Source organism: Shewanella sp. SP1S2-4, from assembly GCF_031932075.1.
Taxonomy (GTDB): Bacteria; Pseudomonadota; Gammaproteobacteria; order Enterobacterales; family Shewanellaceae; genus Shewanella; species Shewanella baltica.
Window position 1 is genome coordinate 114592 of sequence record NZ_JAUOET010000002.1, and the last position, 13660, is coordinate 128251.

The 13660-nt window shown below is 44.8% G+C and carries 15 protein-coding genes; 7 read left to right on the forward strand and 8 right to left on the reverse strand.

What is annotated here, in order from left to right; all coding sequences use genetic code 11:
- Nucleotides 1–57 precede the first annotated feature (57 nt).
- From Q4Q52_RS02710 to rimK, 4 genes are all read left to right on the forward strand, one after another.
- Nucleotides 58–2211, forward strand: a complete 2154-nt coding sequence (locus tag Q4Q52_RS02710; RefSeq protein WP_311989782.1) for a CHASE domain-containing protein — start codon at nucleotides 58–60, stop codon at nucleotides 2209–2211.
- Nucleotides 2208–2642 (forward strand): response regulator, encoded by a 435-nt coding sequence (locus Q4Q52_RS02715; protein ID WP_006079986.1) that lies wholly within the window; start codon nucleotides 2208–2210, stop codon nucleotides 2640–2642. Before Q4Q52_RS02710 ends, Q4Q52_RS02715 begins: the two co-directional genes overlap by 4 nt.
- 9 nt (nucleotides 2643–2651) lie before the next feature.
- A complete protein-coding gene (locus Q4Q52_RS02720; protein WP_006079987.1) occupies nucleotides 2652–4385 on the forward strand; it encodes a bifunctional diguanylate cyclase/phosphodiesterase in 1734 nt (577 codons plus the stop codon).
- Between the two features lie 161 nt (nucleotides 4386–4546).
- A complete protein-coding gene (rimK, locus tag Q4Q52_RS02725; protein WP_006079988.1) occupies nucleotides 4547–5452 on the forward strand; it encodes a 30S ribosomal protein S6--L-glutamate ligase in 906 nt (301 codons plus the stop codon).
- Between the two features lie 86 nt (nucleotides 5453–5538).
- Here rimK and Q4Q52_RS02730 read toward each other — a convergent pair whose 3' ends face one another.
- From Q4Q52_RS02730 to Q4Q52_RS02745, 4 genes are all read right to left on the reverse strand, one after another.
- Nucleotides 5539–6231, reverse strand: coding sequence for a TorF family putative porin (locus Q4Q52_RS02730; protein ID WP_311989783.1), 693 nt, complete (start codon nucleotides 6229–6231; stop codon nucleotides 5539–5541).
- Nucleotides 6232–6522: 291 nt separating this feature from the next.
- The gene (locus Q4Q52_RS02735) at nucleotides 6523–6795 is read right to left on the reverse strand and encodes an HU family DNA-binding protein (protein WP_006079990.1); all 273 of its coding nucleotides are present in this window, start codon (nucleotides 6793–6795) and stop codon (nucleotides 6523–6525) included.
- Nucleotides 6796–6954: 159 nt separating this feature from the next.
- Nucleotides 6955–7752, reverse strand: a complete 798-nt coding sequence (locus Q4Q52_RS02740) for a response regulator (protein ID WP_126492811.1) — start codon at nucleotides 7750–7752, stop codon at nucleotides 6955–6957.
- Between the two features lie 83 nt (nucleotides 7753–7835).
- The gene (locus Q4Q52_RS02745) at nucleotides 7836–8216 is read right to left on the reverse strand and encodes a hypothetical protein (RefSeq protein ID WP_311989784.1); all 381 of its coding nucleotides are present in this window, start codon (nucleotides 8214–8216) and stop codon (nucleotides 7836–7838) included.
- A 127-nt stretch (nucleotides 8217–8343) separates the two neighbouring features.
- Here Q4Q52_RS02745 and Q4Q52_RS02750 point away from each other — a divergent pair, with 127 nt between their 5' ends.
- On the forward strand, nucleotides 8344–8853 hold the full coding sequence (locus Q4Q52_RS02750) for a DUF4240 domain-containing protein (protein ID WP_300480358.1): 510 nt from the start codon (nucleotides 8344–8346) through the stop codon (nucleotides 8851–8853).
- A 12-nt stretch (nucleotides 8854–8865) separates the two neighbouring features.
- On the opposite strand, the gene Q4Q52_RS02755 is transcribed toward Q4Q52_RS02750, so the two are convergent.
- Both Q4Q52_RS02755 and Q4Q52_RS02760 read right to left on the reverse strand, forming a co-directional pair.
- Nucleotides 8866–9180: a hypothetical protein gene (locus Q4Q52_RS02755; RefSeq protein WP_311989785.1), complete on the reverse strand. Its 315-nt coding sequence runs from the start codon at nucleotides 9178–9180 to the stop codon at nucleotides 8866–8868.
- A 135-nt stretch (nucleotides 9181–9315) separates the two neighbouring features.
- The gene (locus tag Q4Q52_RS02760) at nucleotides 9316–9624 is read right to left on the reverse strand and encodes a hypothetical protein (RefSeq protein ID WP_311989786.1); all 309 of its coding nucleotides are present in this window, start codon (nucleotides 9622–9624) and stop codon (nucleotides 9316–9318) included.
- Nucleotides 9625–9900: 276 nt separating this feature from the next.
- On the opposite strand from Q4Q52_RS02760, the gene Q4Q52_RS02765 reads away from it, so the two are divergent.
- The gene (locus Q4Q52_RS02765; protein WP_311989787.1) at nucleotides 9901–10425 is read left to right on the forward strand and encodes a DUF3016 domain-containing protein; all 525 of its coding nucleotides are present in this window, start codon (nucleotides 9901–9903) and stop codon (nucleotides 10423–10425) included.
- A 38-nt stretch (nucleotides 10426–10463) separates the two neighbouring features.
- Here the strand turns inward: Q4Q52_RS02765 and Q4Q52_RS02770 are convergent, their stop codons facing one another.
- Both Q4Q52_RS02770 and Q4Q52_RS02775 read right to left on the reverse strand, forming a co-directional pair.
- The gene (locus Q4Q52_RS02770; protein ID WP_311989788.1) at nucleotides 10464–12221 is read right to left on the reverse strand and encodes a GGDEF domain-containing protein; all 1758 of its coding nucleotides are present in this window, start codon (nucleotides 12219–12221) and stop codon (nucleotides 10464–10466) included.
- A gap of 160 nt (nucleotides 12222–12381) precedes the next feature.
- Nucleotides 12382–12690 carry a hypothetical protein gene (locus Q4Q52_RS02775; protein ID WP_006079998.1) on the reverse strand — a complete coding sequence of 103 codons (309 nt, stop codon included), beginning with the start codon at nucleotides 12688–12690 and terminating at the stop codon, nucleotides 12382–12384.
- Between the two features lie 48 nt (nucleotides 12691–12738).
- Here Q4Q52_RS02775 and Q4Q52_RS02780 point away from each other — a divergent pair, with 48 nt between their 5' ends.
- Entirely contained in the window at nucleotides 12739–13641 is a 903-nt protein-coding gene (locus tag Q4Q52_RS02780; RefSeq protein ID WP_311989789.1) for a TraB/GumN family protein, read from the forward strand.
- Nucleotides 13642–13660 lie beyond the last annotated feature (19 nt).

A 13660-nucleotide genomic window follows, 5' to 3' on the forward strand; every position in this document is an offset into this window, starting at 1 on the left:
TACAACAACACTTGTAACTGTGTTTATTGCTGATAGTTTGCTAGGGAATTGGCTCAAATGGACAAGGATGAGTTTTCTAAACTGCATAGCCCATCAAATAATATCTATTTTAGCGTGCTGAGCTCTAGCTGGCTGATGATTATCGCTGCTTTACTTTTCATGGGCATTTCCTGGTATGTGCTGGAGCAATATCTTAGAGATAGGGGTGAAGAGCGTTTCGAAAACAGTGTGCAAGAGTTAACCGAAGCGGTGAATCGCAGAATGCTTGCCTATGAGCAAGTCTTACGCGGTGGTGTTGGCTTGTTATTATCTTCAAATGATGTGACCCGAAAGGAGTGGCAAACCTATGTTGTCAATGCGCATTTATCTGAGTATTACCCAGGTTTTCAAGGCTTTGGCTATGCTCAGTTACTTAAGCCTGACACATTAGATAACCATGTCCAACACGTTCAGGCCGAAGGCTTTAAAGATTATAAAGTATACCCAGAAGGCGTACGTGATCAGTATTGCGTGATCTTGTATTTAGAGCCTTTTGATTGGCGCAATCAAAGAGCCTTTGGTTATGACATGTGTTCCGAGGCTAATCGGCGTAAAGCCATAGATCACGCCATTAGCACTGGCCAGCCAACTATCTCAGGCAAGGTGGCCTTAGTTCAAGATACGCCCGAAGATGCTCAAGCGGGTTTCTTGATGTATTTACCCATTTATCAAGGAACGGTGGCAACGGAGGTTGAACGGAAACAACAGGCGATTGGACTCGTGTATGCGGCGTTTAGGATGGACGACCTCATGCAAGGGATTATGGGAGATCGATTCTCAGGTTTGAAACTTGCTATTTATGAAAACCCGCAGGCAAATGCAGACAGTTTAATGTTCACTAGCAGTAAAGTACTGCCAAATCAAAAAGATGTGTTTTATCAGTCACAGACCGACTTGATTGGCGGTAGGCAGTGGCGCTTGGACATTTCATCACAATCGCGTTTTATCTCAAGATCGGAAGAGACCCAAGGTATCTGGCTGCAATTTATCGGTTGTGCATTCATTTTGGCATTGTTTTACTCGGTGCTAATCATGGCGCGTAATCGATATAAAGAGTCATTACTTACCTCTGAGCTAATCGCGAATGAAAAACGCTTTAGACTCGTCATTGAAGCCTCTCCAAGCGCACTGTTTATGGTGGATAAGGCTGGAATTATTACATTGGTAAACACCCATGCCGAACGTTTATTTGGTTATGCCAGAGATGAGTTACTCGGCCGCTCTATCAATATGTTATTGCCAGACGCGCTGAGGGATGTGCACCAGCAGCACATGAATAATTACTTAGTGCAGCCGATTGCGAAAAATATGTCGATGCGGGATGACTTATTTGGCTGTTGTAAAGATGGCAGTCGACTCGCGATAGAAGTGGGGCTGACGCCTATTCATTTCAGTAATGGCATTTTCATTCTTGCGACAATTAACAATGTGTCTGAACGTAAGCGCATTGAAGTTCAGCGTGCAGAACACATGCAAGAGCTTGAGCGCATCAATCAAGAACTCGACCGTTTTGCCTATATCGCTTCCCATGATTTGAAATCCCCGCTACGGGGTATCGAGCAGTTAACCTCTTGGCTAACAGAGGATTTATCCGATAACACCAATGAAAATGTGCAGAAATATCTCGGGCTGATCCAAAGCCGTATTCACCGCATGGTGTTATTGCTCGATGGGCTATTGATGTTCTCCCGTATTGGCCGTGTCGATACTGAAACCACTGAGGTCAACAGTCGGCAACTGGTTGAAGATATGTTTGCGCTCGTTGCGCCACCTCAGGGGTTCGAATTAGTCCTCAAAGGGGAGTTTCCGAACTTCCATACCGTTCGCGCCTTGTTGGAATTAGTGATACGAAATTTAATCAGTAATGCCATTAAGCACCATGACTTAGTTACAGGTGTCATTACCGTTTTATGTGAGAGTACAAGTAAACATTATCTATTCAGTGTGATAGACGATGGCCCAGGTATCTCAAGTGCCTATCAGAATAAAGTCTTCGAAATGTTTCAAACACTTAAACCTAGGGATGAAGTAGAGGGCAGTGGTTTAGGGTTATCACTTGTGAAGAAAACAGTTGAAAGTTTAGGTGGGAATATTCAACTCAAATCGCAGGGCAGAGGCTGTTGTTTTTACTTTACTTGGCCTAAGCAAATAGTGAAAAAGGAGCTTCTATGAGAGCAGCAGATCAATATCAACAGGTCACCATTTTATTAGTTGATGACGATGATGTGGATTACATGGCCGTGCAGCGGGCGATGAGACAGCTTAGGTTACTCAATCCCTTAGTACGAGCGCGGGATGGCATTGAGGCACTAGCGATTCTCACCAGCTTAGACACGATTAAAGGCCCGTATCTTATTTTGCTCGACCTTAATATGCCAAGAATGAATGGCTTTGAGTTTCTTGAGCGGATACGTTCAGATCCTTCACTTTCATCATCTGTCGTTTTTATGCTCACGACGTCGAGTACCGATGAAGATAGAATGAAAGCCTATAGCCATCATGTGGCTGGCTACATGGTTAAAACTGACATAAAGGACGGTTTTAACAATATTTTTAATATGCTTGAAGGTTACTGGCGAATAGTCGAGCTCCCATCCGCATAAGGTGAGTATATGGATTTACTACTGATCGATGATGATGAAGTCGATAGAACGGCAATTATCCGAGCACTTAGGCAGTCAAAGTTGACGTTTAATGTGATCGAAGCCAATTGTGCATTTGATGGTTTGAATCTTGCCTTAGAACGTCATTTCGACGGCATTCTATTGGATTATTTATTGCCCGATGCCAATGGGTTAGAAGTGTTAATTAAGCTCAATGCCATGACGCAAGATCAGACTGTGGTCGTGATGCTGAGTCGCTATGAAGATGAGAAACTGGCCCAGCGCTGCATTGAATTAGGTGCGCAGGATTTTCTACTTAAGGATGAGGTTAACTCGCGGATCTTAACCCGTGCGATTCGCTACGCGAAACAAAGATCTTCAATGGCATTGGCGTTACGGAATAGCCATCAAAAACTAAAAGAGCTGGCCGAGCACGACTCGCTCACTAAGCTGGTTAATCGCTATGGTTTTGAACTGTGTCTTAATCGAGCGATCGCAAGGGCGAAACGCTGTCACGATTATTTAGCGGTTATCTTACTGGATCTCGATGATTTCAAAGCGATTAACGACACATTAGGCCACCAAACGGGTGATGTGCTGTTACTCAAAGTGGCGGCTCGATTAAGTGAAGTGCTGCGAGATGGTGACATTATTGCCCGTTTAGGTGGTGACGAATTTGTCGTCCTGGTGACAGATAACGATTATAAATATTTCCCCATGATAGTGGCCAATCGACTGCTCAAAGTATTTGAGGATGAATTTTGCCTCGGTGATAACGATGTGCTTATCGGTGCCAGTATCGGTGTGGCTTTTTATAATGAAGCGGCTTCGAACAGTTCTGAGCTGATGAAATGCGCCGATATCGCCATGTATCGTGCTAAAAAGATGGGCCGAAACCAGATCCAGTTTTATTCCGAAGCCTTAGATAAAGAAGTACGCTACCGCAATCATATCGAATCAAGTTTGCGTATGGCCTTAAAAAGAAATGAATTTAAGGTCCATTATCAAGCACAGGTTAATGCGAAAACCCATCAGCTGGTGGGGATGGAAGCCCTTATCCGATGGCAGCACCCAGTGGATGGTATTATCGCTCCAGATCAATTTTTGCCCATAGCCGAAGAAATTGGATTAATGGATGACATTGATGATTGGGTGCTTGAACAAGCCTGCACCCAGGCACAGGTTTGGTTAACCCAATTACAGCCCCTAGGCCAAGAATTCACTATCGCGGTTAACCTCTCTGCATCTCAAATCGGAAATGAGAACCTGTTTGATAAAATCGTGCATACACTGACGAAGACAGGCCTGCCTGCTGGAGCATTAGAGCTTGAAATTACAGAAAATTGCCTTATTGAAGATCCCCATGAACATGCCAAAGTGCTCGATAGAATCGCCGGATTAGGGGTGCGTTTTGCCCTCGATGACTTCGGGACGGGTTTTTCGTCATTAGAACACATCAAACTGTTTCCGATCAGCGTGCTAAAAATCGATAAAAGCTTTGTCGCTTCCTACGATAAGGATGAAAAAGACACCCGATTGCTCGCTGCTTTACTCAACTTTGCCTATGGGTTTAATGTTATTTCTGTGGCGGAGGGTGTTGAAACGTTTGAGCAAGCAGAGTTTTGTACTGCTCGCCATTGCACTGTTTTACAAGGGTATTTATTCTCGCGCCCCTTAGATGCCGCGGCGTTTGAGGCCAAGTATATTCTGCCACTACTAACCCAAACTCAGCTCCCAGTGTGAGAGGTCTCGAACTATTTCAATAGCATAGTGATTTCGTCTGGTGAGGAATATTTTCTTGCTTTACACTGAGCAATAGACAAATATCAGCCCCTTTTTCTGTCGCTGTGCTTTTAGTGCCGCAGAATGGTTTATTCACTCATGCTTAAGTTGGTCACTCAGCAATGAAAATAGGTATTTTATCCCAATTCCCCCAGTTGTATTCGACACAACGTTTAGTGGAGGCTTGTCAAAGCCGCGGACATGAAGCGGTTGTGATCAATACACTGAACTGCTACATGAATATTAATTCCATTAAGCCTAGCATTCATTACGAAGGCACTGAATTAGTTGGCTTTGATGCCATCATTCCGCGTATTCATGCCAGCGTGACTTTCTATGGTTGTGCCGTTGTACGTCAGTTCGAAATGATGGGCGTGTATGCGGCGAATGATTCAATCTCTATTGCGCGTTCTCGGGACAAATTGCGGGCGCTGCAATTGCTCTCCCGTAAAGGGATTGGCATGCCAGTGACAGGCTTTGCCAATAAGCCGAATGACATCCCCGATCTCATCAATATGGTGGGCGGTGCTCCGTTAGTCATTAAGTTACTCGAAGGTACTCAAGGGATTGGCGTGGTATTAGCCGAGACGAAAACGGCTGCTGAGAGCGTGATAGAAGCATTCTTGGGGCTGAAAGCGAATATCTTAGTGCAGGAATACATTAAAGAATCCAATGGCAGTGATATTCGTTGTTTTGTTGTCGGGGACAAGGTCATCGCCTCTATGAAGCGCCAAGGACCCGAGGGTGATTTTCGCTCCAATCTGCATTTGGGCGGCTGTGGTGAGGTGGTTAAAATCACTGCTGTGGAACGTAAGATGGCGATTGCGGCGGTTAAAGCGATGGGATTGGTGGTCGCTGGGGTGGATATTTTACGCTCTAACCGTGGCCCTTTGATCCTTGAGGTGAATTCGGCGCCAGGCATTGAAGGGATTGAACAAACCACAGGGATTTCAGTGACTGAGCCTATTGTTGAATATATCGAGAAAATGGTCGCTGCCCGTAAAACCAATAGACCTATTATTGCCTAATAGTTGATTACGCTAAAAAAACGCTACCGTTTAAGGTGGCGTTTTTTATGCTTAGAGCTTAGACGTAAGATCCTAAATGTTAGATCTTAGAGATCAAAGCTGTAGGAATAGCCGAGTACCAGTTTGGCATCATCATCGGTGAGATCGGTATCAGAAACCATGAACGACACTGTGCCCATGCTGGTATCTGCACTGAGTGTGACGTTATAGTCGGCATAGTTATCTTCGCCAAACCAAGATTGCACAACATCACCGCTTGAGTAGCCATAGTGCACTGATAAGCTAAGTTTTTCAGTGAGAGGCACAGAGACAGTCGCGGCAAAATAGCTGAGATCTTTATTATCTAACGGATCGGCGGCGACATCGTCACCGGCATTGATGACATGGGAGTAACCCAGTTCAAGCCACTTCCAAGTTACTGCAGCATGGAGTTCACCAAAATCAATGCTGCCAGGAGCGTCTGGGTAGGCGTAGTAGAGGTAGCCAAAGTCGTAACTGATGTCTTCGGTAATATTGCCACCATAACCCGCGTAGAGATCTAGCTCGTAGCTCGTATCATCACCAAAATCCACATTCGATGCCCAAGTGCCGGCATAAAATCCAGAATCATGGCTGTAGTCAATCCCACCTTGGATTGCGACCGCATCTTTAGTTTGGGTCGCACCGCGCCATAGGTAATTAGAGGTACCACCAATGTTGCCTGATACGGCTGCAAAGGCATTGCCTGCCAGTAACATTCCCGTCGATAAGGCCAAAACGCTATACAGTGATTTCTTCATGCTCATCCCCTCGATTGACTTATTTATCGATTCACCATTGGCGCACTTAAGTAAGCAGTGGTCATTAGTGCATCTTGGTTTTTTTCTAAGAAGGGATTTGCTAATCACATGCCACTATTACAATCATATGTAAAACAATACATTAGAATATCAAGTGTTAATGAAATGTTTTTATTTGCCAGCTTATGGGGCAGAGGCGCACTCTTGTTGTGCAAAAAATATTCAGGGTTTCACTGGAAGAAAGCAAAAAAAAACGCCTCACAATGGAGGCGTTGTTTTGAATTTTCTCGCTTAGTTTACGCTGTCGCGTAGGGTTTTACCCGCTTTAAACTTAGGCACAGTCGCTTCAGCGATTTGAATTTCTTTACCCGTTTGTGGGTTACGGCCAGTGCGAGCAGCACGAGTCGCAGTTTCAAACGAACCGAAGCCTACGATGGAGATTTTGTCACCATTTTTCATTGATTCGGTAATGGCTGCTTCAAAAGACTTCAATGCGCGTGCGGCTTCTACTTTCGTTAGATCGGCATTTTCTGCAATTTTGGCGATAAGTTCAGTTTTGTTCATTTTTATTGTCTCTTCTTTCCGTAGATTTATTTGAAATAAGCGTGCCTAACATGCCATAAGGTTCAGCGCTTGGAAAGCCTTTTGCGTCTAAGCTGCCGCAGGATGTTCGGTAAAGCGCAGAATATTTACTCAGTTCGTGACTTAAGTTTTATTCTGGTTTCATTCTTCTAACAGTTGATAGAGTAATTTTTTAACCAATTTGGGTTCAAAGGGCTTGTCGCATAAGGCATTCACCCCCGCTTGGGACACATTGCTGAGGTGGGTATCGTTGGCTTCGGAAGATACCATTAAGATGGGAATGTGCGATTGCTGGCTTTCGCTGCGAATATATTGAGTCAGCGCAAGACCATCTACGCTGGGCATATTGTAGTCAGTGATGACTAAGTCGAACATATTGTTTTTCATCAACGCTATGGCCTGTGCACCATCTTCGGCCTCGGTAATCAGTTTCATCCCTAAGTTACCGATAGTGCGTTTAATGACATTTCTTGCCATACGGCTATCATCGACCACTAATACGCGCACATCTTGCACATCGAAGTTACTGAGGTCGAGTTCATCGTGGCTGAGCAGATCGATAGTGGCATTTAAGGCTGTGGCTAAATGGTCGGCACTGAAGGGCTTAGGCAGGATAGCGACCACACCCGATTGGCGGAATATCTCAAGTTGCTCACGGCGACACTCACTCGAGACCAGCATAAATTGAATATCTTTGCAGTCCGCGTTAGCCCTTAGGTAACCCAAAAGATCAATGGCGGTGCCATCATCAAAATGCATGGCGCTGGCGATAAGATCGGGTTTGTGGCGAGCAATAATATCTTTAGCCGCTTCGATATTTTCTGCGGTTTGAATGCTGAGAATACCTTCTTGTTGCAAGCGCTGAATAATTATTCGACGCTGGATATCTGAAGGTTCTACCAAAAGAATGGATAGTTCACTGGGCGATAAATGGCTCATAGTCTACTTCAAGTTAAGAGTCGCAAGTATTTTATTGGGTCGCTAAGCTACGCTATTAGTAACAGCTTAGCAACAAATGTCCATTACCGTGTTTGACGGGTCAAATAATGACTCGTGACCTTAGAAAATGCGATCCAATATTGCAGGAGTAAAATGACAATAATGCTTATCGTCAGCGGCAACATAGGAATATTGTGACCAGAAACAATCACTTTTACATCTTCAGGGGTTATACGATAGGCAATAATCGCTGTCATGCCTAGGGCGGAAAATCCTAAGGTTTGCATGCCGATATAAATCTTCAATACTAAGCTCGACCACGGTGTGCGCATCATTATGCCAACGAGCACGGGGAGGACGCCTAGGGTGAATACATCAAAGGATTGCGTTGTCACAGCCCGTAAAAGTGCGGCAATGCTGAAGAGGCAATATAAAGAGATCAGTAGCATAAGACGTTTAGGCATAGATGTATGTGTAGACAGGTAGCTAAGAAGATGAGCAAGTGTAGGAAATGCCCTAATCCGAGTCCAGCATAACCTTAATATCGTGTAGAATATGCCTTTTTGCTAAAGGCTCTATTAGGTGAAGTTTATGACAGAAGTTGAGTTTTGGGGTTTAGTCACGCGTACGGAAGCGGCGCAATCACAGGAGTCTTTGGCTCAAGCACTGAAGCAGAAACTCGCCGAACTGAGTAATGAAGAGTTAAAAGCCTTCGATAAAATCTTTGGTCAGCAGATGCGCCGTAGCTATTTGTGGTCGGTTTGGGGCGCTGCTTACATTATTACGGGCTGTGATTCTGAATATGCCTTTGCCGAATTCAGGTGTTTTTTGATTTCACTCGGCAAAGAAATCTACGATGGTGTGGTTAATCAGCCTGACACTTTAGCGCGTTTAGCCGCTTGGCCAGAGCGAGATGCCTATGCTTATCCCTTTGTGGATGAATACGATCTTATTGCAGGGCAATTATACGAAGATAGAACCGGTGAGGAATTGCCCTTTATGCCATCGGGCAAGGCGACGCCCGCGGGGAAAAAATTTAGCACTAAGCCCAAGGATTTAAAGCTGCAATACCCTGAGCTCAGCGCCCGTTTTCCATTTTAATCTTGCAATCGCTTATGAGCGTAAACAGGCATTGGTTGTCACGTCGAATGTCATGCCGTATTTAGGGCAGATATCATTCATAAACTCATGTTCCTGTGCGGTTAATTGCTGAGAAAAATCTTGCTTAAGCTGCTCAGCCATTTGGGTTTCAGCCGCATATTGCGCCTGAGCCAATTTGCTAAAATGAGCGTTAACCGCCTGTTGTTGGCTGATGGTCAATGGCGCCGCATGGCTTGAAAGACTAATGCTAGTTCCGAATGTTAGTAGAGCCAATAAAGCGATTTTATGTGAGTAAGGTTTTGATAAATTAGCTTTTTTTAGGTTCATAGGTAAGCTCCAAATTAAAAATTACGTTTAACACGTCAGTTCTAAATCGTGCATCCTTAGACGGTAAAGAAAACGAGTTGTGCTTTGAGGGGCTTAGCTTATTGTATAAATATTGAACCTATGCTGAACGGTTAGTTAGCGCTCATTTTTAATTTCTTTGCATTGAAACCCTTGCTTGCGAGTATCGAACTGGCACATAGAACCACATTCCCAAGGTACATCGTCGTAGAAGGCTGATTGTTCGCGTGCAAAATCGCGGCAGGTCTCATAGCTGTCAAAGTTATCGGTTTTTTTATACTTCCCCGAGTCATAGCCATGGTTATAGATAAAGGCTGACCAAGTTTTAGGGCCGGTATTTTTATCACTCGGGGAGATAAACCAAATCGCACTAACTACGCAGGTAAACAGGATAAGAATGAACACAGGTACAACGGGGAATTTCATTTTATTAAGTGAGCCATGTAAACAATAGCGGAAGGATAACGTTTTTTTTGTGGTTATGCGCGTAAAATGTTCACAAATTGATAACTATGCACTTACTTAGTGCAGTCTCGATACAAAAAGATACGTGTCAATTGTGGTTGTCCGATAAAATTTACTTATTTATACAAAAGCTTACATAGCATTAGCTGTACTTATATCAGTTTTGCGTTAAGCTCTAGTTCAGGTTAGATTTTGTACTGTGGTTCTCAGAAAGTTATCTAGGCCTTGGAGGCAAACATGAAAATTCAGTCCCTTTTACTCGCAGGTGTATTAAGTTGCAGTGCGGCTTGGGCGGCCGGTGAAGCGCCAGTGAATCCCGTCACCGAAGATGGCGTGGTTAAAATTGTTTGGCAAAGTCCTAAGGATTTTCGCGATATCAAATCATCGGGGGAAATCCAATCCCGCTATGAGAAGCGCTTATTTGAGACCTTAACAGAAAACATCAATAAAGAAGCGGCGAAGATTTTAAAGCCGAATCAAAAGCTTGAAATGACTATCACCGATGTTGATCTGGCGGGGGATATGCGCCCAACCTTTGGTGCGACCGCCAATGATTTACGCATTATTAAAGACATTTATCCACCGCGTATAACTTTTTCCTATCAAGTTTTAGAAAACGATAAAGTGATTATTGCGGGTGATGAAAAACTGACGGATATGGGTTTCATGGGGGGGATACAGTCTCTAAGTGACAAACCTTTTATGTACGAAACCAAAATGTTGACTGATTGGTTAAAGAAGACGATTGCCCCACAACTTTAATCGTCAATCCTTCAATTGTTAAATCGGTCACTTAAGACTCAAGCACTGAGCGCTTGAGTCTCGATAGTAAGGTGATTTTCTAACAGGTAAAATCCGTTATTCGCGGATTTTGCCTGTTTTTTTGCCCGGGCACTTAAGGTCGACAGGCTATGTTCATTGGCGTTAAAGGTCAGTGCTGGTGGCAAGATACCCACGCACAGGCTGATCAATTGATGGTAGCAGGCTTCGCCTTGTCTATCGTCGGCGAGCATCTCTTGAGCTTGCCAATGCTCGGCGCTGTAAAACAAATGCTTATGGGTTTCAAAGTCCGCTAGAATTCGTTGGCAACGGCTGATCATATGTTCACAGGTGCTGATAATCACAAAGTCATCGCCGCCGACATGGCCGACAAAGCAATTGTCACTTTTATATTTCAGTAACAGATTAGTCACTTCACAAATCACTTCATCGCCGCGACAAAAGCCATAAATATCGTTATAGGGCTTAAAGTTACACAAATCAAAATAGGCCAGGTAAAAGTGTTTCTTTTGGATTTTAAGGCGTTTTAATTCCTCCTGAATGGGCACATTGCCCGGCAAGTCTGTCAGAGGATTTGCATGGCGGGCCATCTTAATTCTGTGCTCTGTGATCCTTTGCAGTAAATCTTTAGTGTGGCCTATGCCGAGCAGTTTGCCTCGGCGAAGTATGATGAACTGCTGAGCAACTGTATTGGCTGTCTCTGAGGTCAGCAATTGGCTCACAGTAGATAAGGGTTCGTTGGCCTCAATTTGGATGACCTGCGGGTCCATCACTTCACTTACGGCATGATTCTCATGCAAGGCACGACCATAGGGCGTACTGAAAAGTTCGAGTAAGGTCGCGCGGCTGATAATCCCCAGCGGCAACTGATTATCGACTACCACAACCGCCTGCAGTGCGGGTTGCGAGCTAAAGGTGTCACTTAAAAATTTGAGTTTGAGTGCGGGCACCACTGTGATGGCATTCGTGCACAGGCTTTCGGCCGATTCGCTGTATCTAGGTTGAATCTGAGTATTGTTTGGCACTAAGGTCGCTTTCATCGCGCGGCAGGGGAGCACTTCTGGACGACCTAGCAAATAGCCTTGGCAATAGACGATACCCAGTTGTTTGAGTACGGCTAATTCCTCTTGCGTTTCAATCCCTTCTGCTATCACTTTGCAGGTTAAGCTTTGGCATAACTCCACAATTGAGCGGACAAACTCTTGTTTGACGGGGGTCGAATCAATTTCATGGATAAAGTGGCGGTCGATTTTGACATAGTCGGGCGACAATTCTGACCAGAGTCTTAGGCCTGAATAACCCGCACCTAAGTCATCGATGGCCGTTAAAAAACCTTGGCTACGATAATGATTCAAGCAAGATTTGAGTAAGTCGATATCATCGGCGGGATATTGCTCTGACAGCTCAATCACCACCTGCGATGGCGCTATGCCGAGTTGTTGCAACAGCTGTAAGGTCATGCCCTTGGGGTGCGCGGGATCTAATAATGCCTTGGGTGAAATATTGATAAACAGCTTGCCTTGAAACTGACGCAGCTTAAATTGCTCGAGTGAAATGCGCCGACAAAGGGTTTCTAACTCGCTTAACTTGCCTTCATGCTCTGCGGTCTGAAATAGCGGCACTGGGGAGTATAACGGGCTGTGTTCAGGGCCGCGGCTCAAGGCTTCAAAACCGTGGATTTTATGTTCTAATATATTGAAAATTGGCTGAAATAAGGGATTAATTGCCGATTTAGAAATTATCTTATCGAGCTCTTTAGCCAGATCTAAACTTGTCATTACGTCAGCCCTTTCGTCTATGTGAGCGGAGTCTATGACTTAGAAATGACAAAATGATGACAATTTTGAGGGAGCTTAGCGCTAGCTATGCGGGGGTTTTGAGTGGATAGCAGATGAAAAGAGCTGAAGGCTACTGGCGAGTTTCAGCTCTTCATCTAGGTTAGCTTTGCGTCTTAAAGGCCTGCAGCGTTTGCAGTAAAGCGCCAAGCTGGCGTACATAGGTTTCGAGTTCTTTAGGATCGAGCGCTTCATATTCTTCCATACGAGTTAAGTCATCGACCAACTCTTGTACATAGGGCAGAAAACGATTACTCGAAGCGATAAAACCTTGTTCTGCCGTGAATATGCTGGTGAAGTTTCCATGGCCAGCTTTCTTTAGCTCATCTAACTTAGCGTCGGCGTCTATGGCTTGGCGATAGGCGATTTGAAGATTCTCTTTCAGTTGCTCTATAACCTTGGTATGTGGCATAACAGCGTCTCATTGCAAAATTTGCAGGAATTATAAGGGGCAAAGGATATGGCAACAAGCCAATGGCGATTAATTGCATCAATCTGTTTTCTGGCGTTGACGGGTTGGAGCACCAAAGCTGTGAGTGCCGAAACCGATAAGCCGCCATTTTATCAAGTGCAATGGCAAGGAAAGAGCGCGTATCTACTGGGTTCGATTCATATTGGACGTGCCGATTTTTATCCTTTACCCACCCAAATTGAAACCGCGCTGGGCAAAGCGAAGGGCTTAGTCGTGGAAGTCGATATGAATAAAGCCGATAGCAATGCCTTGCTGCGCCAATACGGCCGCGCCGATAAAACCAAAGGTTTAGATTGGCAGAGCCGAGATAAACAAACGGTTGAGAGCATGACGCCCTACTGCGCTGCCACGGCGAATGTTTGTCAGTCGATTCAATCCTTTGCGCCTTGGCTGCAAGCCACGCAAGTTAACTTAATACGTTATAACAACTTAGGTTACAGCACGGATTATGGCGTTGATATGCAGTTGATGGCCCGCCATGCGGCTTTACCTGTGTATCAGTTAGAAACCGCCGAGTCGCAATTTCAGTTATTAGCGTCCTTTGATAGCCAAGCGCAGTGGTCTATGGTGCGTGAGGCGATTAGTACGTCGGATGCAGATCTTTTATCGTTAATTGCGGCTTGGCGTTCGGGTAATGAAGCTGAGCTTGATAGCATAATGCAGGAGCAAATGGGCGGCGAGGGCGACACTGAGATGTTAGAGAAAATCCTCTGGCGGCGAAACCATGTGATGGCTGACGGCATTATAAAATTAATGGGCTCGACTGCAGTGAACTCACCATTATTTGTAGTGGTTGGCGCGGGTCATGTTGTGGGTGATAAAAGTGTGGTGCAATTGCTAGAACAAGCAGGCGCCAAAGTGAGCGCCTGCTGGAAACAGACTTGCGAGTAATCGTTTAGAACACAGGGTT

Excerpts from the sequence above, each read along its gene's own strand:
- Q4Q52_RS02710 (WP_311989782.1), top strand. The coding sequence starts at position 58 with ATGGACAAGGATGAGTTTTCTAAACTGCATAGCCCATCAAATAATATC.
- Q4Q52_RS02715 (WP_006079986.1), top strand. The coding sequence starts at position 2,208 with ATGAGAGCAGCAGATCAATATCAACAGGTCACCATTTTATTAGTTGAT.
- Q4Q52_RS02720 (WP_006079987.1), top strand. The coding sequence starts at position 2,652 with ATGGATTTACTACTGATCGATGATGATGAAGTCGATAGAACGGCAATT.
- rimK (WP_006079988.1), top strand. The coding sequence starts at position 4,547 with ATGAAAATAGGTATTTTATCCCAATTCCCCCAGTTGTATTCGACACAA.
- Q4Q52_RS02730 (WP_311989783.1), bottom strand. The coding sequence starts at position 6,231 with ATGAAGAAATCACTGTATAGCGTTTTGGCCTTATCGACGGGAATGTTA.
- Q4Q52_RS02735 (WP_006079990.1), bottom strand. The coding sequence starts at position 6,795 with ATGAACAAAACTGAACTTATCGCCAAAATTGCAGAAAATGCCGATCTA.
- Q4Q52_RS02740 (WP_126492811.1), bottom strand. The coding sequence starts at position 7,752 with ATGAGCCATTTATCGCCCAGTGAACTATCCATTCTTTTGGTAGAACCT.
- Q4Q52_RS02745 (WP_311989784.1), bottom strand. The coding sequence starts at position 8,216 with ATGCCTAAACGTCTTATGCTACTGATCTCTTTATATTGCCTCTTCAGC.
- Q4Q52_RS02750 (WP_300480358.1), top strand. The coding sequence starts at position 8,344 with ATGACAGAAGTTGAGTTTTGGGGTTTAGTCACGCGTACGGAAGCGGCG.
- Q4Q52_RS02755 (WP_311989785.1), bottom strand. The coding sequence starts at position 9,180 with ATGAACCTAAAAAAAGCTAATTTATCAAAACCTTACTCACATAAAATC.
- Q4Q52_RS02760 (WP_311989786.1), bottom strand. The coding sequence starts at position 9,624 with ATGAAATTCCCCGTTGTACCTGTGTTCATTCTTATCCTGTTTACCTGC.
- Q4Q52_RS02765 (WP_311989787.1), top strand. The coding sequence starts at position 9,901 with ATGAAAATTCAGTCCCTTTTACTCGCAGGTGTATTAAGTTGCAGTGCG.
- Q4Q52_RS02770 (WP_311989788.1), bottom strand. The coding sequence starts at position 12,221 with ATGACAAGTTTAGATCTGGCTAAAGAGCTCGATAAGATAATTTCTAAA.
- Q4Q52_RS02775 (WP_006079998.1), bottom strand. The coding sequence starts at position 12,690 with ATGCCACATACCAAGGTTATAGAGCAACTGAAAGAGAATCTTCAAATC.
- Q4Q52_RS02780 (WP_311989789.1), top strand. The coding sequence starts at position 12,739 with ATGGCAACAAGCCAATGGCGATTAATTGCATCAATCTGTTTTCTGGCG.